At 41.5% G+C, this 22,875-nt stretch carries 21 protein-coding genes; 13 read left to right on the top strand and 8 right to left on the bottom strand.

Going from position 1 to position 22,875, the window contains the following annotated elements:
* The first annotated feature begins 6 nt into the window (after positions 1 to 6).
* The gene (locus J8L97_RS10075) at positions 7 to 1,275 is read left to right on the top strand and encodes an MATE family efflux transporter (protein ID WP_211049283.1); all 1,269 of its coding nucleotides are present in this window, start codon (positions 7 to 9) and stop codon (positions 1,273 to 1,275) included.
* Here J8L97_RS10075 and J8L97_RS23500 read toward each other — a convergent pair.
* Positions 1,220 to 1,495 (bottom strand): hypothetical protein, encoded by a 276-nt coding sequence (locus J8L97_RS23500; RefSeq protein ID WP_247688630.1) that lies wholly within the window; start codon positions 1,493 to 1,495, stop codon positions 1,220 to 1,222. The genes J8L97_RS10075 and J8L97_RS23500 overlap by 56 nt on opposite strands.
* A gap of 6 nt (positions 1,496 to 1,501) precedes the next feature.
* The gene (gene nfuA / locus J8L97_RS10080; protein WP_192506118.1) at positions 1,502 to 2,077 is read right to left on the bottom strand and encodes a Fe-S biogenesis protein NfuA; all 576 of its coding nucleotides are present in this window, start codon (positions 2,075 to 2,077) and stop codon (positions 1,502 to 1,504) included.
* A 146-nt stretch (positions 2,078 to 2,223) separates the two neighbouring features.
* On the opposite strand from nfuA, the gene J8L97_RS10085 reads away from it, so the two are divergent.
* Positions 2,224 to 4,776, top strand: a complete 2,553-nt coding sequence (locus J8L97_RS10085) for a M14 metallopeptidase family protein (RefSeq protein ID WP_211049284.1) — start codon at positions 2,224 to 2,226, stop codon at positions 4,774 to 4,776.
* Here the strand turns inward: J8L97_RS10085 and J8L97_RS10090 are convergent.
* Positions 4,756 to 5,439 carry a ComF family protein gene (locus J8L97_RS10090; protein ID WP_211049286.1) on the bottom strand — a complete coding sequence of 228 codons (684 nt, stop codon included), beginning with the start codon at positions 5,437 to 5,439 and terminating at the stop codon, positions 4,756 to 4,758. The two genes, J8L97_RS10085 and J8L97_RS10090, sit on opposite strands and share 21 nt — an antisense overlap.
* 61 nt (positions 5,440 to 5,500) lie before the next feature.
* On the opposite strand from J8L97_RS10090, the gene bioH reads away from it, so the two are divergent.
* The 3 genes from bioH (at position 5,501) to J8L97_RS10105 (ending at position 7,634) form a co-directional block, all read left to right on the top strand.
* Positions 5,501 to 6,238, top strand: a complete 738-nt coding sequence (gene bioH / locus J8L97_RS10095; RefSeq protein ID WP_211049288.1) for a pimeloyl-ACP methyl ester esterase BioH — start codon at positions 5,501 to 5,503, stop codon at positions 6,236 to 6,238.
* Positions 6,239 to 6,339: 101 nt separating this feature from the next.
* Entirely contained in the window at positions 6,340 to 6,648 is a 309-nt protein-coding gene (locus J8L97_RS10100; protein WP_192506115.1) for a hypothetical protein, read from the top strand.
* 17 nt (positions 6,649 to 6,665) lie between these two features.
* Positions 6,666 to 7,634: a putative metalloprotease CJM1_0395 family protein gene (locus J8L97_RS10105; protein ID WP_211049290.1), complete on the top strand. Its 969-nt coding sequence runs from the start codon at positions 6,666 to 6,668 to the stop codon at positions 7,632 to 7,634.
* 104 nt (positions 7,635 to 7,738) lie between these two features.
* Here J8L97_RS10105 and J8L97_RS10110 read toward each other — a convergent pair whose 3' ends face one another.
* Together J8L97_RS10110 and greB are read right to left on the bottom strand one after the other, a co-directional pair.
* Positions 7,739 to 10,060 (bottom strand): Tex family protein, encoded by a 2,322-nt coding sequence (locus J8L97_RS10110; protein WP_211049293.1) that lies wholly within the window; start codon positions 10,058 to 10,060, stop codon positions 7,739 to 7,741.
* A 90-nt stretch (positions 10,061 to 10,150) separates the two neighbouring features.
* Positions 10,151 to 10,627, bottom strand: coding sequence for a transcription elongation factor GreB (greB, locus tag J8L97_RS10115; RefSeq protein ID WP_192506112.1), 477 nt, complete (start codon positions 10,625 to 10,627; stop codon positions 10,151 to 10,153).
* Between the two features lie 194 nt (positions 10,628 to 10,821).
* Between greB and ompR the strand changes: the two genes are divergently transcribed.
* From ompR to J8L97_RS10130, 3 genes are read left to right on the top strand one after another with little or no spacing between them, the layout of a single operon-like run.
* Entirely contained in the window at positions 10,822 to 11,541 is a 720-nt protein-coding gene (gene ompR / locus J8L97_RS10120) for a two-component system response regulator OmpR (protein WP_192506111.1), read from the top strand.
* Positions 11,542 to 11,549: 8 nt separating this feature from the next.
* A complete protein-coding gene (envZ, locus tag J8L97_RS10125; RefSeq protein ID WP_211049296.1) occupies positions 11,550 to 12,869 on the top strand; it encodes a two-component system sensor histidine kinase EnvZ in 1,320 nt (439 codons plus the stop codon).
* 2 nt (positions 12,870 to 12,871) lie between these two features.
* Positions 12,872 to 13,642 carry an NADP-binding protein gene (locus J8L97_RS10130; RefSeq protein WP_409455158.1) on the top strand — a complete coding sequence of 257 codons (771 nt, stop codon included), beginning with the start codon at positions 12,872 to 12,874 and terminating at the stop codon, positions 13,640 to 13,642.
* Between the two features lie 17 nt (positions 13,643 to 13,659).
* Here the strand turns inward: J8L97_RS10130 and hutC are convergent, their stop codons facing one another.
* Positions 13,660 to 14,379, bottom strand: a complete 720-nt coding sequence (gene hutC, locus J8L97_RS10135; RefSeq protein ID WP_211049302.1) for a histidine utilization repressor — start codon at positions 14,377 to 14,379, stop codon at positions 13,660 to 13,662.
* Between the two features lie 111 nt (positions 14,380 to 14,490).
* On the opposite strand from hutC, the gene hutI reads away from it, so the two are divergent.
* Positions 14,491 to 15,717: an imidazolonepropionase gene (gene hutI / locus J8L97_RS10140; protein ID WP_211049304.1), complete on the top strand. Its 1,227-nt coding sequence runs from the start codon at positions 14,491 to 14,493 to the stop codon at positions 15,715 to 15,717.
* Positions 15,718 to 15,845: 128 nt separating this feature from the next.
* Positions 15,846 to 17,504, top strand: a complete 1,659-nt coding sequence (locus J8L97_RS10145; RefSeq protein WP_211049358.1) for a GGDEF domain-containing phosphodiesterase — start codon at positions 15,846 to 15,848, stop codon at positions 17,502 to 17,504.
* Between the two features lie 15 nt (positions 17,505 to 17,519).
* Here J8L97_RS10145 and J8L97_RS10150 read toward each other — a convergent pair whose 3' ends face one another.
* Both J8L97_RS10150 and rraA read right to left on the bottom strand, forming a co-directional pair.
* A complete protein-coding gene (locus J8L97_RS10150; protein WP_211049307.1) occupies positions 17,520 to 18,578 on the bottom strand; it encodes a formimidoylglutamase in 1,059 nt (352 codons plus the stop codon).
* A gap of 6 nt (positions 18,579 to 18,584) precedes the next feature.
* Positions 18,585 to 19,088, bottom strand: a complete 504-nt coding sequence (gene rraA, locus J8L97_RS10155) for a ribonuclease E activity regulator RraA (protein ID WP_192506105.1) — start codon at positions 19,086 to 19,088, stop codon at positions 18,585 to 18,587.
* Positions 19,089 to 19,255: 167 nt separating this feature from the next.
* Between rraA and J8L97_RS10160 the strand changes: the two genes are divergently transcribed.
* The 3 genes from J8L97_RS10160 to J8L97_RS10170 all read left to right on the top strand — a co-directional run bounded on the left by J8L97_RS10160 (position 19,256) and on the right by J8L97_RS10170 (position 22,838).
* Complete coding sequence (locus J8L97_RS10160) at positions 19,256 to 19,777, top strand: phosphatase PAP2 family protein (RefSeq protein WP_211049310.1); 522 nt, start codon at positions 19,256 to 19,258, stop codon at positions 19,775 to 19,777.
* Positions 19,774 to 20,826 carry an MJ1255/VC2487 family glycosyltransferase gene (locus J8L97_RS10165; RefSeq protein ID WP_211049313.1) on the top strand — a complete coding sequence of 351 codons (1,053 nt, stop codon included), beginning with the start codon at positions 19,774 to 19,776 and terminating at the stop codon, positions 20,824 to 20,826. Before J8L97_RS10160 ends, J8L97_RS10165 begins: the two co-directional genes overlap by 4 nt.
* A 131-nt stretch (positions 20,827 to 20,957) precedes the next feature.
* A complete protein-coding gene (locus J8L97_RS10170; RefSeq protein ID WP_211049316.1) occupies positions 20,958 to 22,838 on the top strand; it encodes a methyl-accepting chemotaxis protein in 1,881 nt (626 codons plus the stop codon).
* Positions 22,839 to 22,875 lie beyond the last annotated feature (37 nt).

The following is a 22,875-nucleotide window of genomic DNA, read 5'->3' on the forward strand; positions in this document are numbered from 1 at the left end:
GGACCGATGATTTTATCAAATATCTCAGTACCTTTGCTAGGTTTAGTTGATACGGCTGTGATTGGGCATCTCTCAAGTGCCTATTATTTAGCCGGTATTGCTTTAGGATCAGGAAGCATTGCGATTCTATTTTGGTTGGCGAGTTTTTTAAGGATGAGTACAACAGGTGTTATCGCACAGGCATTTGGTGCTAAAGACTTCGTAAGAGTTAAGCAACTTCTGTTAAGCAGTTTATTTTTGTCTCTTATTTTTTCGGTTACGCTTATCGCTTTGAGTCCAGTATTAATGTCTTCGATAGAGGCATTGTCGGGGACGTCACCACAAGTGATGTTACAGGCGAACAGTTATTTTTCTATTCGAATTATGAGTGCTCCCGCGGCACTAAGTAATTTAGTATTACTCGGGCTCATGCTTGGCATGCATTATGGGAAAGGCCCATTTTATTTGGTGTTGTTTACCAATATTGTGAATATTGTTTTAGATGTGGTGTTTGTAGTCGTACTAGATTTTGGGGTCGCTGGTGCGGCTTGGGCGTCTGTAATCGCGGATTATAGCGCATTGGTGTTAGCGGTGTGTTTAGTTAAAAAACTATTCGCTCGTCACGGTGTTTCTTGGGGGGGATCCTTGCCTTCAAAGGAAAGTATTGCAGGTTTGTTGACCCTAAATCGTGATATATTTATCCGCTCTTTGCTGTTGCAACTATGCTTTAGCTTCATGACTTTTTATGGTGCGCGATTAGGCGAAACGATACTTGCTGCCAATGCTGTGTTGTTGAACTTTCTCATGCTGGTGAGCTTTGCATTAGACGGTATTGCTTATGCTGCCGAAGCGAAAGTGGGTGCAGCGAAAGGGGAAGGGGATGTTCAACAGTTGCATTTGTGGGTTAAGGTAAGCGTATGGTGGGGAAGTATTTTTGCTATTGGATATTGTGTCTTTTTTGCGATATTTGGCTCAGCTATCATCGGGTTACTGACGAATATTCCAGATGTAATTAACACTGCTAAGCTTTATTTACCATGGCTTATTGTATTACCAATTATTGCTATGGCATGCTTTTTATTCGACGGCGTATTTGTCGGCCTAACACGAGCAAAGGAAATGCGTAACTCGATGTTTATTGCACTCATGGTTGGATTTTTTGTACCGTTTTATTTAACGATGGAGTGGGGGAATCATGGCTTATGGTTTGCGATGAGTTGCTTTATGGCAACGAGAGGCCTCACTTTGGTTTATCGTTATAAGAAGATATTTGATCAGGGTGCATTGTTGCAATGACTTGTGAAAAGCGATTAGCAAATATACCAAGATAACCCCATGCAGCAAAAAACAATGCCGGGATTAGTAATCCTAGCCCAATTAGCTGCACCCATGCTTGCTCATAATAGCCATATGCAATGGCTATACAGCTAAGTGCAAACAGTCCCAAGCCAATAAAAAAGCGCCTGAGACTCAGCTTAGGGTGCTGCCCAAGTTTATAAAAGATGGCTTTTAACATGGTGCCTTAATAATAAGAGTGCTCACCAGCTTGATGCTCTGTGATATCACGTACCCCGGTGATTTCATCAAACTTGGCTATCATTTCTTTTTCAATTCCTTCTTTAAGGGTCACATCAATCATTGAACAGCCATTACACCCGCCCCCAAATTGTAATATGGCAATCCCTTCTGCTGTGATCTCAACTAGGCTGACCTGACCACCATGATTCGCCAGCTGCGGGTTGACTTCTGAGGTTAGCATATACTCAACGCGTTCATTTAGATCCGCATTTTCACTCAGCTTTTTAGCTTTGGCATTGGGGGCCTTCAAGGTAAGTTGTGTGCCCATTTTGTCTGTGACAAAGTCAATTTCAGCTTCATCTAAAAATGGGGCGCTTTCAGCATCAACCACGGCATCGAAGCCGTTAAAGTTAAGGCGAATATCACTTTCCTCGACGGCATCAGCAGGACAATAAGATACACCACATTCGGCTTGAGAAGTACCTGGGTTTACGACGAACACACGAATGTTAGTTGCTTCTGCTTGATCGGATAGCAGTTTAGCGAAATGTGATTGAGCTGTTTCTGAAATGGTTATCATAACTGTGACTATTACTTGACTAAATTACTCGGATACTTTGTATGATACTCCCCTCATCGTGTTGTCGCTAGTGTTGGACGTAAAAATTTGGCAACTTCTAATTAGGCTGTTAGCGTTTAAACAATCATCAGTTTTAAGGTCTTGATATGCGGTTTCTATTTTTTTGTTTGGCAATAGCGATATGTTTACCTCTTTCGGTGGTGGCTAAGCCACTTCATTACTATTTTCCAGAAGATATTCAATTTAACCCAAACATTCCTAAGCCTAGTGAAGTACTTGGGTATGAGGTTGGGCAATGGCATGTGCGACATGATCAATTAGTACAGTATATGAAAGTGTTAGCCAAGACGAGTGATCGCGTGCAAATAAAAACAATCGGTTACACTCACGAAAAACGGCCATTGCTGTTATTGACTATAACGGCACCTAATAAATTACAACGAATTGAAAAAATTCGTACCCAACATTTGGCTCGGTTATTTTCAGAAGAGACCAGTGTGGGCACACCTGCGGTTGCTTGGATGGGATATAGTGTGCACGGTAATGAGCCATCCGGTAGTAATGCGGCATTGCTGGTGGCGTATTATCTTGCAGCGGCGCAAAATGATGTGGTAACAGAATTATTGAACAACACGGTTATTTTATTGGATCCCTCTCTAAATCCAGATGGTTTAGCGCGTTTTGCTCAATGGGCAAATAGTAATCGAGGTATGAATTTATCAGCGGATCCACAACATAGAGAGCATGTGGAGGCTTGGCCTTCAGGACGCACAAACCATTATATGTTCGACTTAAATAGAGATTGGTTGTTGCTGCAACATCCAGAGTCTCAAGCTCGGGTGTCTGAATTTCATCGATGGAAACCAAATGTTTTAACTGACTTCCATGAAATGGGATCGAATAGCAGTTACTTTTTTCAACCCGGTATTGCATCTCGGACACACCCTCTAACTCCTAAAATGAATGTGACTTTAACTGAGGTGTTAGCACAGTTTCATGCCAAGTCTTTAGATGATGATAAGCAGCTCTATTTTACACAAGAAAGCTTTGATGATTTTTATTACGGAAAGGGATCTACTTATCCGGATGCAAATGGCGCTATAGGCATTTTATTTGAACAAGCAAGCAGCCGAGGTCATGTGCAAGACACAATCAACGGACAGCTCAGTTTTGCGCAAACCATAAAAAATCAGGTAACAACTAGTCTGTCGACATTTACAGGGATAATGGCGAATAAAAAACAACTACTTTCCTATCAACAGCAGTTTTATCAACAGGCAGTCGCTTTGGCAGATAAAGAGAAGTTTGCAGGTTATGTGGTATCTGCTGGGCAAGATCAACAAAAATTTGAAACGTTTTTATCGTTGCTGTCACAACATCAAATCGAAGGGTTTACATTACAAAAACCCTTTAAAGTGGCTGGATACCAGTACCAAATAGGCGATATTTATGTGCCATTAGCACAGCCACAATATCGATTAGTTAAAGCGGTATTCTCGGAACAAAAAACGTTTCAAGATAATACTTTCTATGATGTTTCAGGGTGGACATTAGCACATGCGTTTAATTTGAATTTTGCTAAAGCAGATAGTACATGGGGGTTAAAAGTGAGCGAGCAACCTTGGAAGTTGCCTGCAAAGCAGCAATATGAAGTGCTTCCAGATGCGTATGCTTATAGCTTTTCATGGCAACAATGGCAGGCTCCAAAAATGCTGAATTTTTTGTTGAAGAATAAAATTGAAGCTCGCGTAGCCATGAAAGCATTTAATGCTATAACCACCTCAGGAGAACACGCTTTTGCCTCAGGTAGTATCGTTATTCCATCAGGGCTTCAGCAGAATAAGCGCTGGCTTGCACTTTTGAATATGGCACAAACTAAGTTTTCGGTAAAAATTCACCCCATCACTACAGGTTTAACAAGTAAAGGCATTGATCTAGGGTCTCGCAATATGAGCGCACTCACACGGCCAAAGGTATTGCTTGTAGGAGGTGAAGGGACTAGTCAGTATGAAGTTGGTGAAGTTTGGTATCATTTGGATAAACATTTAGGCATCGCGCCAACACTTGTTGAACAAGATAGAATCGCGCAAGTAAACCTCTCAAAATATAGCCATATCATTTTAACAGATGGTCGTTTAAATCGTTTGTCAGATCGGGCTAAAGTGTTGATCACTGGTTGGGTTAATAAGGGAGGTGTAATTTGGGGTCATAAAAGAGGCGCAAAATGGCTGCTTGATAGTCAAATGCTAAATGCGAAAAGCGTGAGTAAAAAAGAAATGGCTGAGCAGTTTAATACCAAGGAGCTGACTTATGGTGATCAAGATTCATTGGGCGGTAAGCAGCGTATCGCTGGCGCTATTTTTTCTACTGAGCTCGACCTTTCACATCCGCTTTCCTTCGGCTTTGAGCGTGCGACATTACCTGTGTTTAAAAACAGCACCTGGTTGCTTAAAGCGCCTGAAAAGCCGTTCTTATCGGTCAGCAAATATGTAGAAAAACCTTTATTGTCGGGCTACGCCGCAGCAGAGAATGTTTCGAAAATAAGCGAAGGTGCAGCAGTCATTGCCCACCGATATGGGAAAGGTAGCGTGATAGCCAGTACAGATAACCCTGTTTTTAGAGGGTATTGGTACGGAAGTAGTCGTTTACTGACAAATGCTATATTTTTTGGTCACACACTATCGGTTCAAGGGCGTTAATGCGGTAGTAAATGCCCAAACTTGCGCTGCACCCGCTTCTAGACACGCGCGTGCAGCTGCATTCATTGTTGCACCTGAGGTTATAATATCATCAACAAGTGCTACATTAAGTCCCTCCATTGAGCCTTCAACGTAAAATGCCCCTTTAATATTATGCTGTCGTTTATGCCGTGATAAATTACTTTGAGCTTGCGTGTTGTGTGACCTAACTAATGTAGGAATAGGCGTGACTGTATTGAGTAAACAGGGTTGCCATGTTTGACTGACTTGATTAAAACCTCGGGTGGCTAATCGAATTGGATGTAGGGGGATGACGATGGTTAAATCAGGTGCAAAAGCAGCGTGCGACAAACATCCACTAAACTGTTGTGTAATAACTTGTTGTAGCGCTTTTTTATAATAGGCTTTGTGTTGAAATTTATAGCCCTTTAACCATACTTTTAATTGGCTCTTATACCATCCACATGCAATCAAACCACTACAATTTGGCAGCGCGAAGTCTCTTTGAATATCAGGACGTAATAGCAAGTTACCCTCACTATGAGCAAATAGCGGCATATCTGCGAGACAATACGGGCATATTACATCATGTGTTGCTAGAGGGGCATGACAACAAATACAGATATTGGGCATAAGCCAATCGATGATTTTCCTGAGTGCCATCGTTACTTTCCATTGTGTTAGCGGTATGATTACCAACAAGTTTGGTTGAGAGTTTTTGAAAATGCAAAATGAAGCGGTTCTGTTACATGGCTGGGGTATGAATGCACAAGTATGGCATTATGTAGAACCAGATATACAGGCAGTATATAAAGGGAATGTGCGCAGTATTAACTTACCGGGCTTCGGTGGCGCATGTTCACCTGCTGGTGATTATTCGCTTGCAAGTGCCGCAGAATTACTAGCCAAGCAGCTGCATGCAAACAGTATTTTAATTGGTTGGTCATTGGGTGGATTATTTGCCCTTTATCTGGCAAAGCATTTTCCAGAGAAAGTGAGTAAAGTCATTTTAATTGCATCAACGCCTTATTTTTGTGAGCAACAACATTGGTTAGGGATCAAACCTGATGTGTTGAATACCTTCCAGGTTCAATTACAAAATAGTGCAGCTAAAACCATCGAGCGATTTTTAGCAATTCAAGCGATGGGAAGTGAAAACGCACGAGAAGATATTAAGCATTTACGGGCTTTGCTCGCAGGATCTCCTGCACCGGATAGTCGAGCACTTAAAGCGGGCCTAGAGATATTAAAACGGGAAGATTTACGGGCTGAAATGAGTGTATTACCACAGCCTATTTTTGGTTTATTTGGTCGTTTAGATTCACTAGTACCCAAAGGTGTCATTACACAAATTTGCAAGCTTAACCCCCAATTTAACTATGAAGTATTGCCTAAAGCATCACACGCACCATTTATTTCACATCGGCAGGAATTCATAACTTTCCTAAAATCAGTACTTTAAAAATTGAATATAAAAATGACATTAAAATAGCGATATCGTGCTTTATTTTCATGACTTTTTGCGCAACAATTAACCATATATAAATGTTTCTGGAGCACGCTATGCCAATTGGTGACGTATTAAATAATGGGATTGAGGGTTTTAATAGAGCCAGCCAAGGTATTGAGCGTGCTAGTGCTGAAATCAATCGTGCGACTCAAAGTTCGCAAGATGAGAATCAATTAGCACAGCAACGTCAATTGCAAGGGGCTCGTCCAGAAGAGTCAGTAACAGCACCTGTTGCTCAACCAGCTAAGATTGATGAAGCATTAGTGAATTTGAAAGTTGAAGAGTTTAATGCGAAGGCGAATGTGCAATCAATTCGTACTGCAGATGAAGCATTGGGCACTTTGATTGATATTAAGGTTTGAGTTTGAAGTAAAATGGTATGAGTATTGTAACGCCACCACCGGCGATGAATTTAAATACTGCCAACGTCTACACTGAAACAGCAAGACGTGATAATCAGCTGCGTGAGGTGATCCCTAAAGCAGCACCTACCTCGGCCACATTTACTGAAAATAAAGCGGTAAATGATGGCGATAAATCGAAAGCCAATTCTCCCGATGATAACGCATTATATGATAGCTCAGGTAAGCTAGAGAAAAACAAAGTCATTGATGAAAAAGGGGCGCAAAGTGATGATCGTCAAGCCAAATCAGACGGTGATGACACTGCAAGCGAGCAAGAACAAAATGAAGAAAAGGCTGAGCAACAGCAGATCCAAGAATTAAAATCCCGTGATACGGAAGTGAGGTTGCACGAACAAGCGCATGCTCGGGTTGGTGGGCAGTATGCAGGCTCTCCTAGTTATGAATATCAACGAGGTCCTGACGGCAACAATTATGCTGTTGGCGGGCAAGTAATGATTGATGTGGCAGAGATCCCGGGTGACCCTTCTGGTACGATCGAAAAAATGCAAACAGTTCGAGCGGCAGCGTTAGCACCTGCTGAGCCTTCGGGGGCTGACCGGGCAATTGCAGCTGATGCAACACAAAAACAAGCTGCAGCTCAAGCTGAGTTAGCGAAGCAAGTGATCAGTCGAGGAGCTGAAGAAGAGAATCAACAGCAAGATACGACTCGGATTGGAAATTATGAAACTCGTCGGCTTGCTGCTGACGGTGAAGGATTAGCTCTAAGTGATTCTGCAGTGTTAGAATCAGAGAGTGGGCCATTTTCAGTTGCATTACCAATTGAACCAGAAGCTGTTGAGCTAAAATCAGAAGGTGGACCATTTTCGGTGGCTTTGCCAATTGAAAGAGATCCGCAAATACAGGCGCGTTCGCTGCGTATTAATGATTTTTATCAACAGTCTGTTCAGCCTGAATTATCTGCATCTCTATCACTTCAAGTCTAGTAGAAATTAGGCTCATTTAATACTCCATATCAGACTAATAGCAGATGGATTTACGTATAAAAAACCCGTTCAATGACGGGTTTTTATATAGATAAGGTACTCGTTTATTTTTTCATCTTGGCAAAAGCTTCCGCAAATGCATTGCCCATCGCAGCATTACCATTATCTTTTTTTGGCTTAGCTGCACGGTTTTGCTGTTTGTTTGGTGTTGACTTCTGAACGTGAGGCTTGCTCTTCTTGATATTTTCACTTGGGTGTATTTCATCGTTCAAACGCATAGTAAAGCTGATACGTTTACGAGCTACATCCACTTCAATTACTTTGACCTTAACAATATCACCCGCCTTAACCACCTCACGGGGATCTGAGATAAATTTATTTGTGATTGCGGAAATATGGACCAAACCATCCTGATGTACACCTACATCGATGAAGGCACCAAAATTCGCGACATTTGACACAACCCCCTCTAAAATCATTCCAACTTCCAGGTCTGATATCTTTTCGATCCCGGCTTTAAACTCGGCTGTTTTAAATTCAGGTCGAGGATCTCGGCCGGGCTTATCTAGCTCTTTTATAATATCAGATACGGTTGGCAAGCCAAATTTATCACTCGTAAAGTCGTTTGCGACGAGTGTATTAAGCACTGTGCTGTTACCAATTAAATCGGATATTGGAATTTCTTTTACTTGTGCAATTTGTTTGACGACGGGGTAAGCTTCTGGGTGAACAGATGAGGCGTCAAGAGGATCTTTACCATCGATGATGCGCAAGAAACCAGCTGCTTGTTCAAATGCTTTTGGACCGAGTCGTTCAACTTTTTTCAGTTGATTACGTGCCGTAAACGAACCATGCTCATCTCGATATTTAACGATATTATTAGCCAGTGTTTTACTGAGACCTGATACTCGTGTCAAAAGAGGCGCTGAAGCCATATTTACATCAACGCCAACGGAGTTAACACAGTCTTCTACTACTGAGGTTAATGTTTGGCCTAGTTGACTTTGTGACACATCGTGCTGATATTGACCAACACCGATAGATTTTGGCTCTATTTTGACCAATTCGGCTAACGGGTCCTGTAATCTGCGAGCGATAGAAACAGCGCCTCGTAGTGATACGTCTAAATCAGGAAATTCATTCGCAGCGAATTCAGATGCAGAATAAACGGAAGCTCCTGCTTCGCTGACCATAATTTTGCTGAGCTTTAGTTCCTCAGCAGCTTTGAGTAATTCGGAAGCCAGTTTGTCTGATTCTCGAGAGGCAGTTCCGTTGCCAATGGCAATCAATTGCACTTTATGTTGGCGACAAAGCTGCTCAAGTGTCCGTAATGATTTATCCCAATGATTTTGCGGTGCATGTGGAAAAATGGTGTTAGTTGCCAATAATTTTCCAGTACTATCGACCACTGCAATTTTACAGCCTGTACGTAAACCAGGGTCGATCCCTAAGGTAATACGCGGTCCAGCAGGTGCTGCCATTAGTAAGTCTTTTAGGTTTTTCGCAAAAACATCAATTGCACCTGTTTCAGCATTTTCACGTAGTGATCCTAGAAATTCATTTTCTAGATGTAATGATAATTTAATTTTCCACGTCCACTGTACAACAATCATCAACCATTGACTGGCATTGGCAGACGTCACATTGAGCCGATAATGATCGGCTATCATCTGTGCGCAATACTGTTGTGGATTGTCTACCCCAGGTTCTGGATTAATGGCTAATTGTAAGATGCCCTCATTACGTGCCCTTAGCATGGCCAAAGCTCTGTGAGATGGGACTTTAGTGAGCTTTTCACTGTGTTCGAAGTAATCTCGGTACTTGCTGCCGCTGTCTTCTTTTCCTTTTATAACAATCGCTTCAAGTTGACCATTCTGTTGAATGTGACGACGAAATTTAGCGAGTAGTTTGGCGTCTTCGGCGAAACGCTCCATTAAAATGAATTTGGCTCCATCTAACACGGCCTTGATGTCGCTCATTCCAGCTTGGTCATTTAGATATTTTTCAGCAAGTATTTCAGGAGATTGGTTAGCGTCCATGAAAAGCGCATCAGCGAGAGGCTCAAGCCCAGCTTCTATTGCGATTTGCCCTTTGGTACGCCGTTTTGGCTTGTACGGCAAATATAAATCTTCTAACTCGGTTTTGCTTTGTGCATTCGCGATGTCTGTGGCCAGTGCATCAGACAATTTCTCCTGCTCTGTGATTGTATTGAGAATAAAACTTCGGCGCTCTTCTAATTCTCGCAAATAACTCAATCTTTGTTCTAATAGGCGCAGTTGAGTATCGTCTAGTCCGCCAGTGATTTCTTTACGGTAACGGGCAATAAAAGGTACAGTTGCACCTTCATCTAATAAAGCAGTAGCAGCAATGACTTGCTGTTCTTGTGCGTTTAACTCTTGTGCTAAACGTCCAGAGATGTTGCTCATGCAAAATCCTTATAAAGTTCAATACTATACGCGCTAATTCGGCATATATTAATAATACTAACTATATCACAGCATAAATGAATAAGAAGCTTAGCTGGAAGGGTAATCTATTTTGTTTACGAACCATACTTTTTCTCCTTGCGGAGTTTGTACTACAAAGTCATCGTCGACTTGTTTGCCTAATAGAGCACGGGCCATCGGTGAATCAATAGAAATATAATCATGTCGCTCATAAATTTCGTCAGGGCCAACAATGCGAAACTTTTTACATTGTTGTTCGTCATTCTCAATTTCAACCCAAGCACCAAAAAAGACTTTGCCAGCCTGTTGAGACGAATATTCAATAATTTTCAAATCGGGTAAACGCTTTCTTAAATATCTAACTCGCCTATCTATTTGCCTTAATACACGTTTATTGAATGTGTAATCTGCATTCTCAGAGCGATCACCTAAGCTTGCAGCCCATGACACGATTTTCGTGATCTCTGGGCGTTTTTCATGCCAAAGGTGATCATGTTCTTGCTGCAATTTTCGGTACCCTTCAGGGGTGATCAGGTTTGTCTTCATGTCATAAATCGGCTCTGTGTTGATGCTGTGACAACTTAAATAAAAAAGATTTGGATGTCGAGCTTTCTACGTTCGCGGACCTTATTTCTTTACTCTGTAACGTTCGGTAACAAATCTTCTTTTAAGGTATGGTGTCTAGTTATCTATTTTTCAATTATATTAAGCTAAGGTATTAATAAAAAGAAGAATGAGTAATGGGAAGTGAAACCACTAAGGTTTTAGTCGTAGATGATGATATGCGTCTACGCAGTTTATTGGAAAGGTATTTAGTTGAGCAAGGGTTCATTGTTCGCACTGCTGCCAACGGTGAGCAAATGGATCGTTTATTAGAGCGAGAAAACTTTCATCTAATGGTCTTGGATTTGATGCTGCCTGGAGAGGATGGGTTATCAATCTGCCGCCGGCTTAGACAAAAAGAAAATGAAATCCCGATTGTGATGTTAACTGCAAAAGGGGATGAAGTGGATAGAATTATAGGTTTGGAATTGGGAGCTGATGACTATATTCCAAAACCGTTTAATCCACGAGAACTGCTTGCCAGAATTAAAGCCATTTTACGACGCAGGGCAAAAGAAGTTCCAGGTGCGCCAGCAGCAGAAGAAAATGAAGTGGCTTTTGGTATATTCAAACTAAACTTGGCAACACGAGAAATGCATAAAGGTGATGAGGTCATCGCCCTAACAAGTGGAGAGTTTGCGGTATTAAAAGCACTTGTTAATCATCCTAGAGAGCCTTTAAGTCGAGATAAATTAATGAATTTAGCTCGAGGCAGAGATTACAGTGCGTTGGAAAGAAGCATTGATGTACAAGTTTCACGGCTACGCAGAATGATTGAAGAAGATGCAACTAATCCACGTTATATTCAAACCGTTTGGGGTTTAGGGTATGTATTTGTTCCTGATGGCCAAAGTTAGTTAGGCGTATGAGTTTACTTCCAAAAAGTGCATTTGGGCAAACCGTGTTTTTTGTTGGGGCATTATTACTTGTCAATCAAATTATGTCTTATATCACTGTGACTTTGTATGTATTTAAACCAACATTCGAGCAAGTTAACTTGATGTTAGCGAAGCAAGTTAAAACGGTCTTTATTGATTGGGAAGATGGCGTTGAAGTGACATCTGAATTATCAGAGCGATTTTTTGAAATCACTGGTATAGAAGTAATGACACAGAGAGAGGCGTATATTAATGGGTTAGGAGAAGCAAAAGAATATACTTTATTGTCGAAAAGTATGTCAGAGCAATTGAATGGCTCAGCACGTGTACGGATCAGCCAAGGTGATCCTGTCGTGTATTGGGTTGAAGCCCCTCAAGCGCCTGGTTATTGGGTTCGTGTACCTTTGACAGGTTTTAGTGAAACCAAGCTGGAGTTTTTAATTTTTTATTTATCGAGTATCGGTTTTTTAAGTGTGCTCGGTGGCTGGTGGTTTGCTCGACATTTAAACCGACCCTTAAAAGCATTGCAGACAGCGGCAGGACGAGTCGGAGTAGGCGATTTTTCTACACGATTAGTTGAACGTGGTTCAACAGAGGTGATTGAAGTAACAAAAGCATTTAATCAAATGTCAAAAGGGATTGCTGAACTTGAAAGTGATCGCCGGTTGCTAATGGCTGGAGTGTCTCATGATTTAAGAACGCCGTTAACGCGCATTCGTTTAGCCACGGAAATGATGGCTGATGAGGAAGATTATTTGAAGGAAGGCATCATTGATGATATTGAAGATATGAATGCCATAATTGATCAATTTATTGAATACTTACGGCATCATAATTCTGGTGAAATGGTCTTAGAGGACGTGAACACTGTTGTTGAGGAAGTTGTACATGCCGAGCAGCAGCATCAACGTACTATTCATTTGTCAACACAAGAAGAATTAACACCAGTATTGATGAATTCAGTTGCACTCAAGCGGGTACTGACAAACATGATTGAGAATGCGATTCGGTATTCAGATGCCGCGATTGAAGTGTCCACTGAATATAATGTACTTGATAAATCCGTACTAATTAAGGTACAAGATAGAGGGCCAGGGATACCGGAAGAAGAACTGGAAAGTGTCTTTGAGCCATTTAAACAGGGCGATCAAGCTCGAGGTAGTGAAGGAAGTGGACTTGGCTTAACAATTATTAAACGGATAGTGACCACTCATGGAGGAGAAGTAAGATTGCAAAACCGCCCTGATGGCGGTTTAAGTGCCCAAGTGCAGCTTCCTAGCGCAGGTAAGGCGTCAGATAAAATTTAATATTGGATAAAAGTATGACGCAGTTAATTGTATTGGGGGCAGGTTGGCTTGGCCAACCTTTGTGTCGGCAGGCGAACGAACGAGGCTGGCAAGTACAGGGAACACGGCGAAGTCCAGACCCTACAGTACCATTTGAACGACAGTTCAGTTTGTTAGAAGAGCGGATTACCCATACCTTATCATTGAACAATGCTTGGTGGGTATGCGCTATACCACCAAGAGCAAGGAATAAAGATAGTCAGTACCTACATACTTTAGAGCATGCTTTAACATTGAGTAAATGTATGTCCGCTAAAGGCTTTTTACTGTGCTCAAGTACCGGGGTGTATAGCCGTGCCGACGGGTTATACAATGAACACAGCTCTATCGAGACTTCAACAGACCGGCAGCAAATGTTGGTTAATGCGGAGCGCATGGTATTGAATCAGGGTGGCAAAGTTTTGAGATTAGCTGGTTTGGTTGGGCCAAACAGAGAGCCAGGTCAATTTATTGCCGCAAAGGCACTGAAAAGTTCATCGCATGGGCATGTTAATATGGTACATCAGCAAGATGTTTTAAATGGTATATTTACTGTTCTATCTAACTGGCACCATAACCAAGCAATATATAATTTATGTCATCCATGGCACCCGACGCGTGCGCAGTATTATCAACAAAAATGTCAATTATTGGAAACCCAGCCCCCCACATTTTCCTGCGACACAGAAAGCGAACGTATTATTGATGGTTCGGCTATAAAGCAGCTTGGTTTTGAATATTTACATGCTATCTAACGCATATAGAGAAACCTTTATTCGCTGTTGCGTTTGAATGTTAAGTGTCCGCCTAAACGGTATTTGCTGCCAGGAGAAATTAAACGAGCAAAACTGACGATGCCTTCATACGACCAAGTACGGCGAATAACTTGTAAGCAAGGCTCTTCATTAAACAAGCTTAACCATTGGCAAACTTCAATGGACGGCATAATCGCCTCGACAGTGTGGCGGGCTTCCGTCAGAGGTGCCACTTGCGATAAATATTCGTGTGGTGTAGTTAAGTTGAAGTCTTGCTGCAAATAATTGCTGGCAAGTGTAGGGTTAACAAATCGTTCCTCCACTTGTAGTGGTTGCTCATTTTCATTGTGGACTAAGACACTTCGGTAGACTTGACTGTCTATATCGACACCTAAAGCTATGGCTATAGGTGCAATGGCGGATATGGACTCTAGTGATAAGACGCTGCAAGAATATGCACCATTACGGGCTTGAACTTCATCAGAAATATTCTTAATTTCTAATAAGGAGGATTGTGATTTAAGGCTTGCTACAAATGTGCCTAAACCTTTACTTCGTGTCAAAATTCCCGCATTTGTTAACTCACTGAGCGCTCTACGTGCTGTCATGCGACTTACCGAAAATTGTTCTGCTAATTCATTTTCTGATGGAACGCGTTGATCTTCAACCCAGTTTGCGGTTCTAATATTGTCGATAATATGTTGCTTTATAAGTGCAAATTTAGGTTGTTGGGTCATACCAAGCATGCCGAATTAAGAGTCATGTATGCAAAAGATGGCACAACTTTCTTGTATATACAAGTAACCTTGTTACACTCATATCAGATATTTATTTTCGGAGCTGTGGCGATGATTGAGCCTGATTTAGTAATTTGTGATGTGAACCTTGCAACGATGGACGTTGACCTTTCTGATGCTTATGGCATGATTGAGCAGGGAGCTGTAATGATTAAAGATGGCACTATAGCTTGGTTAGGTAAGCAAGCCGATATGCCTAAATTTGATGCTTTAGTGACTCCTGTACATTCTGGAAAAGGCGCATGGCTAACACCGAGCCTAATTGATTGTCACACACATATTCTATTTGCAGGTAATCGTGCCACAGAATTTGAACAACGTTTGCAAGGTGTATCCTACCAACAGATTGCTCAGCAAGGTGGCGGGATTGCTAGTACAGTTCGTGCGACACGTGAGGCAGATCACGAAACATTATTTGTTAATGCAAAGACACGTTTAAATAGCTTATTAAGAGAAGGTGTTACAACGGTTGAGAGTAAAACAGGTTATGGTTTAGATACAGAAAATGAACTTAAATTACTCGAAGTAAACACGCTTTTATCTGAGCATCACCCGATAGATATTCATAGTACGTTTTTAGGGGCTCATGCATTACCCCCCGAGTATGCCGGGCGTGCTGATGAGTATATTGATATTGTATGTAATGACATGCTGCCTCGTGTAGCTGAACTGAACTTGGCCACCGCGGTTGATGTTTTTTGCGAAAATGTTGGGTTTAGTTATGAACAAACACGTCGAGTGTTTGAGGCAGCCACTAAACTCGGGCTAAAAGTGAAGTGTCACGCAGAGCAATTATCTAATCAAAAAGGCACTGAATTAGTTGCTGAGTTTAAAGGTTTATCGGCAGATCATATTGAGTATTTAGATGAAACTGGTGTGATTGCTATGGCTAATGCCGGCACGACTGCCGTACTACTTCCCGGAGCATTTTATTTTCTGAGAGAAACGCAGCTACCACCTATTGAATTACTTCGAAAACATCATGTATCTATGGCCATTGCGAGTGATTTTAATCCAGGGACGGCGCCACTATGTTCGTTGCGGTTAATGTTAAACATGGGTTGTACATTGTTTAGAATGACACCAGAAGAAACCCTCAAAGGGGTGACTTGTGAAGCTGCTAAGGCGCTTGGTTTATCGGACCGAGGTGTTTTAAAAGAAGGGATGCGAGCAGACATTGCGTTATGGGATATTAGTCATCCTGCGCAATTAAGTTACCAATTTGGCGTGAATGATCTGTTAAATCTCTGGATCTTAGGTAAACTTATTCAGTATTAATTTTTTGCAATGGGGTATTGATGTCGGCTTTCACACATATGTGGTCCGTCACCGCGATCCCCGTACTCAATGGATTGCAACAGGGGTTCATTCCTCTTCTAGCGGCTTTGCTAGCGGGTGTCATATTGATGGGCAGCATGGCTGTAATCGTGTTGAGTAAAAAACCGCGACTGCGTATTTTACATGCAGTGACGGCGGGAATAGGGCTGGCAGCACTCGCCATGAATACTGATTGGGTTCAGTATGTTTTTGGACTGACCCTAATCCTGCATATTATGTATAACTTACGATATAGTGAAGGTGCTCATCTTGTATTGAGCTGTGTATGTGCACTGATATTTATTATGTTGTTGGGAGGGCATATCGTATGGTCTTGGCCACACGTACTGAGTGTTGCAGTGCTAGGCCTGCTGTATATTGGGCAGCTTTGCCTTCTTGGTAGTGATGAAGAAGTTGAGACGGTTCAAAGTGAAGCCGCAAGTGACCAAGCTCATGATGTGTTAGGTTTGCCTGATCGGGCAAGTTTAAGATCTGCTTTTAATGAGTTTAGAACTTTAGATCCAGGACCTGCAATGTTGGTGATGATCCGCCTTGAAGGTTTTGAGCAAGTTAATCTACATTTAGGTCGGGAATTTGGAGATTTACTGCTTGCGCAATCAGCAAATAGAATTAAACAACAATTACACAGCCATGATGTTATTGCGATTGCAAATGGTAACGATATGGCAAGGGTTGCTCATTTAGGTGGACTCCATTTTGTTTTCGTATGTGGACTGAGTAACCAAAAACACCTCCATGAACAACTCATTGATGATATTTTACGTAGTACGCTAAAACCCTTTAATGTTGGAAATTGTACCTTAGAAGTGAGTGCGCGGGCGAGTTATGTCAACTGTGATGAAGAGCTTGGTCAATTTGATAATTTACTTACATGCGGGTTTTTGGCATTAGATAGTCAACCCAATCGCGCTGTCTGTGCATATCAACAACAAATGCAAATTACTAAATTAGAACAACAGGCGCGTTTGGCTGAACTTGCCCATATTGATTTTCGTAGTGAATTCGAGCTGTACTTTCAACCCGTTATCCGTCATCAAGATAACGAGATAGAGTTTTTAGAGTTATTGTTACGTTGGCAACATCCCAAGCAGGGAATTTTGGCTGCGGGCAGATTTATTGATGATATTCGTTTGGCTGGATTAGCTGTGCCAGTTGCACATTATGTCATCGAGCGGGCAGCTGAAATTGCCATGGCGTTGAGAATGGACAATATTCATATGCCGTTGAGCGTAAACGTATTTGGCCCTGAAATGCTGCATGAAGAGTTTATTGAATTTCTGGATAGGATTCTACTGGAACATCATTTATTACCTGGGGACTTAATTATTGAGTGTCCATCAGCTCTATTTATGTCATTGGATGCACAAGGTGTTGCTATGGTGGCACGTTTGAGAAGCATTGGCGTTCGATTGTGTGTAGATGGATTTGGAGAAGCGCCATTAATTCTAGCGAAGTTACCAAAGCTTTCCGTAGATTACGTGAAAGTTGGGCGGTCTTTAACTGCTGAACATCAGCAGCAAGGACAGTTCAAAAGTGTAGTCCGGGGCATGGTAGAAATGCAGCAGCAGCTTAATAGTAAAGTAATTTGCGAAGGAGTTGAAACTCAAGAGCAGCTTAACTTTGTACAGAGCTTAGAAACATTTGCTGCTCAAGGCTATTTTTTTGCTAGACCTTTAAGCAGCGTAGGTATGATAAGCTGGCTGAAACAATGGAAACTAGAGCATTAATGGCGTGATTTTGAATTAATTCTCAACGCGTTGGCGACTCGTAAGGTAGCTACACACCAAACTGCTAAGTACTTGACCTGCCTCAATCAACCCTTGCGCCAGCCCCTGGGGGTGATTAGCGGGGGCCGCTTCACACAAATGTAAATAAGCGGTATTACTTTGCTCGGCAGATAACGATACAAAGTGTTCAGCATCGTTGGTTGTAAAGCCACAGTTTGTATAGGCACTTACAGGCATGCCACTAATACTATCTACGTCCACTTCAACTCCCATAGGGGCTGTATTGTCAAAGCGATCTAAACCCGTTTTAATCGCTTGAGTTAACGTGCATCTTCGCATCACAAGGATATCTTGATAAGTGATATAGCTAAAATTCGCTGTATCTAAGGCTTCTAAAATTGCTTGATTATTTTTTTGTGCATGCAAACCTACGACATGATAATCGCTTAACATGTTTTGTTGGTAGGCATAATGAAATCCATTGCCACTGTGACGCCCTTCTATCGCTCTAAAGTCTGCGTGTGGGTCAAAGTTAATCGCATGGCATGCTTTCCCTGTTACTGAGTAAAGTGCTTGTATAATACCCAAGCAGTTATTATGACCCCCACCAATAATGATAGGCTCTAAACCAGCTGCAAATACCATTTTGAGGACATTACTGACACGTTGATCTATATCGGCACATAGATGACGTAATTCAGCCAATTGTTCAGGTTGCTTATTACATAAGTTTTTACTCGCCTTTTGAAGATCATCACATATGACCTCCCCTAAGAGCAGTACATTTTTAGGATCTAAAAATTGGTTACAGGGTAAATTCAAAAATCGTTGTAAAAATGCTTGCCACCCTAATGTCGCACCACCTTGACCACAATTTGCACGAGGACCAATATCCTCATTAATACCAACGAGTACATACTTGATACCAAAAGCGGCTGCATCTTTAAGTGCTTGCAGAGTCTCTAACTGTGTATCAAGAAAAGTTAAAGACTGCCAGAATTTTTGCTCATTCTCACGAGTCGTCACAAGGCTGGCAATATCAGCTTCGCGATAAATATGTAGGTGTTCAGTCATGGTGCTCTAGTCTTGCGTATCGTCGGTTTCTAAGATAAGTTCTTCAGCGGAAATAATGATGCCGGTGCTATCTGCATATAGGTAATCATCATCAAAAAATGATACGCCAGCAAAATTAACAGGGACACCGTGTTCGCCAGCCCCTTCACTATCGGCAGATACGGGGGTAGATGAAATAGCTTGAATGCCTATATTGCACTCTTCAAGTTCATCGACATGGCGTATAGCACCATATACGATAATACCTTGCCAATTGTTTTCGACAGCCAATTCAGCTAAATCTATATCAATTAATGCGCGTCGAGTTGAGCCGCCACCATCAATTAATAAAATAGTGTCACTGCCATCTTGCTCTAATGTTGAGCGGATCAATTCGTTATTCTCAAAACATTTAATCGTTTTAATGCGCCCACAGAAAGCTGTTTGTCCACCAAAGTTAATAAACATAGGTTCGAGTACATCAACGACGTCAGCGAAATGATCGCACAAGTCTGAAGTGCTGTAGTCCATACTTTAAATCCTCTGAAAAAATAACGAAAGTCCATTTTAGTATACTCCCATAAATGGTCATAGCAATGGGTAAACAGTAACTTACATATTAGTGTCGCAAAACTGTCACGGCTTTGTTATTTAGCTCTTCTATGCTGAAAATGAGAGCAAAGTAATAGGTGAGCATTATGAAAGGTAAATTAGCGCAGTTAGACACCGTATTGTATTTTGCAGTGTTTACACCTAGCCCAAAAAACTGGTGGCGGGTTGTTGCGTTAGCATTTTCGAAAAGTGGCAATGGTGGACTTTATATTCTACTGGCTTTAATTTGTGCTGTATTTTTGGAGCCTTTAGGGCAAAAGTTTGCATTGACCGCAGTATTAGCATTTGCGATTGAAAGGCCTCTGTATTTCTTTTTAAAAAAACGAATTGCTCGTGTGCGGCCATGTGATTGTTTTGCTCTTAAAGCGCTGTTAACGCCCGCAGACAAATTTAGCCTTCCTTCTGGTCACAGTGCGGGAGCATGGTTATATGCAATTTGTGTCATAGAGCATTTAAGTGTTCCGCTGTGGCCATTAATGCTTTGGGCATCAGGTGTGTCGTTATCACGAGTTGTAGTAGGCGTCCATTACCCCTTAGATGTTGTGGTTGGTGCGATGATGGGGATTGGATGTGCCAGTCTAGCGATTTTTTTAGTAGGGATATTATGAAAATATTATACGGCGTACAGGGAACAGGTAATGGCCATATTACGCGGGCGCGAGTAATGGCTGAGTGTTTTACAGAAAAAAATATCGATGTTGACTATATATTTTCTGGTCGCAAAGACAGTGAATATTTTGATATGCAACCTTTTGGCCATTATCAAACAAGAGCAGGGCTGAGCTTTTCCACACGTAATGGTCAGGTTGATCAAATCGAGTCATTAAAAAACTTAAAGATTGGCCAATTTATTAAAGATGTTCGAAACCTTGATGTAACTCAGTATGATGTTGTCTTTAACGACTTTGAACCGATCACCGCATGGGCTGCTAAACGCGCCAAAATACCGGTTATAGCGATGAGTCATCAAGCAGCATTTTTATGTCCCGAAGTGCCTATATATAGTCACAGTTTTCTTAAACGTACACTTTTAAAGCAGTTTGCGCCCGCTGATGTTTATTTAGGTGTGCACTGGCAGCCATTTGCAAAAAATATTATTCCGCCTTTTATACCTTATGATAAGCCAATTAATCATTGCAGCTCAATCGCGAATAAAGTGTTGGTATATTTGCCATTTGAAAACCTCAACCGTGTTTTAGAGTTGCTACAAGATTTTCCAGATAAAGAATTCTACTGCTATCACCCAGATGCTAATAATCAGTCACAAGCGCATATTCATCTTCGAAAGCCAAATAGGCAGGGGTTTTTAAAAGACCTTGCAAACACGAGTGGAGTGATAGGTAATGCCGGTTTTGAACTATCAAGTGAAGCATTAAAATTTGGCAAAAAACTTTTATTGAAGCCATTGGCAGGTCAATTTGAGCAATTGGCAAACGCACACACGTTAGAGGAGATGGGGTTTGCTCGGGTTATGCACTATTTAAGTTCTGACGCGTTAGAAGAGTTTCTTGAATTACCCAGTGGAAAGAGTATCGATTTTCCAACTAACCCATATGCATTGGTTGACTGGCTGATGTCAAAGCAATGGCATGATTTAGACACGCTCCATAAAACGTTGTGGCAAGGCTTGTTATTACCAACGGGTAAAGCGGCATAACTATTTGCTTTGTTCAGTATTTTTGCAATAGTTGGCAGTGATTTTTATTAATTTCAAGGGGGTTCTAATACGCATTGGCGCATATTCTCAGCTATACTGTCTGCTAAGTAGCAAAAAATATAGGTAACAGTATGGCCTTATTGGAAAATTTAACCATTAAACGGCGTTTGCAACTCAATGCCCTTGTTGTGGGCATCGCAATGTTAGTGATGTTGTTTGTGATTATTCTCGAAGCAAAAACGATGCTTAGGCTCAATGAAACGATTGAATATGCTGAAGAATTAGATATTCATGAGTTAGCTATGCGCAAGTATGAGAAAAATTTCCTATTCTATAAGGACACGGATGCGTTAAAGCAATTTGAAGCGGAATATGCAGAGCTTCAACAAAAAATTGAATCTTTGTCAGTGATATTCGATGAATTCGGTATTGATGCGGCTCAATTGAATGAGTTTAAACGTCTAGCTGCGTCTTATAATCAAGACTTTCTTAGTGTCGTGGAGTTACAGAGAGTCATAGGGGTGCACCCAAAAGATGCGTTGTATGGTGAGTTAAGAGATGCCGTACATAAAGTTGAAACGTTACTTAAAGAACGTAAAGACTTTGAGTTACTAACCACTATGTTGCAATTACGTCGAGCTGAAAAAGACTTCATGTTACGATTGGATTTAAAGTATTTAACTAAATTCGATAAACTCATCTCAACTTTTAGCTCGCAGATTTCTCAAGCTGGTTTTGATAATAACTATCAGAACAATTTACTTGCGCTCGTTAATGAATATCAAAATAAATTTGAGGCCTTGGTCAGTGCACAACAAACACTGGGGTTAAGCTTAGATGATGGTGCATTGGGTAAAATGAAAATCAATGTGCAAAAAAGTGATAGGGTTGTTGCTGAGATTGTCGAACAAACAAAATTGGAAATTAAACTTAACGCAGATGAAACGCAATTTGTAGGCATTGCTATTTTTGTTGTAGCTGCTGTGATAGTGATGATTTTAGTGTTGTTAACAAGCCGTTCTATTATTAATCCTGTGGAGCGAGTTTATCAAACCATTGAACGGATCCGTCGAGAGAATAATCTAGGGCTAACGATAGAGCAAACGGGTAACGATGAAATCACGATTATGACCCGAGATTTTAATAGTTTAGTCAATGATTTTGGGATATTAATTTCAGAGGTTAATTCAGCACTAGGTACAATTAACGATGCCACGTTACATTTAACAGAAACAACGGCGCAAACCAGTTCTGGAATGCACGAGCAATTACACGAAGCTGATATGGTGGCCACTGCTGCAACAGAAATGCAAGCGACCATTCAAGATATTTCACATAATACAGAAGCCGCAGCACAAAAAGCGGAGTCAACTAACAATAATGCGCAGCAAGGTCGGAGTGAAGTTGATGCGACCATTAAACATATTATGGTGTTGTCAGAGTCTTTAGCAGGTGCGTCGGACGTGGTATCTCAATTAGAGAAAGATGGCGAGACGATTGGGTCTGTGTTGGATGTGATACGAGGTATTGCCGAGCAGACCAATTTGTTGGCATTAAATGCTGCCATAGAAGCAGCGCGAGCTGGCGAGCAAGGCCGAGGTTTTGCTGTGGTTGCAGATGAAGTACGGTCATTGGCGCAGCGAACGCAAGACTCGACACAAGAGATAGAAAGTATTATTTCGACGCTACAACAGCGTACGCGTGAAGTGGTTAATATCATGGAGCAATGTCGGGTGCAAGGCAGTGAAAGTGTTTCTCAAGCGGAGAAAGCAGGTGAGTTTCTAACTTTAATTACCACAGATGTGCAAACTATAATGGATATGAGTACACATATCGCCACGGCAATTGATGAGCAGAATCAAGTTGCTTCAGAGGTAAATAAAAATGTAGTGCGTATTAGGGATATTGCCCAAGTGGCATCTGAACATGCGCAATCAAATGCTCAAAGTAGCGAGGAAGTGTCTGAGCAAGCAAGTGTGCTTCATCAAGCCGTTGCAAAATATAAGGTGTAATACACATCTAAAAATAGCGCAAATAAACGCGGCTTTT

The sequence above is a fragment of the Pseudoalteromonas sp. MMG012 genome, assembly GCF_018100875.1.
In the GTDB taxonomy this organism is placed as follows: domain Bacteria; phylum Pseudomonadota; class Gammaproteobacteria; order Enterobacterales; family Alteromonadaceae; genus Pseudoalteromonas; species Pseudoalteromonas aurantia.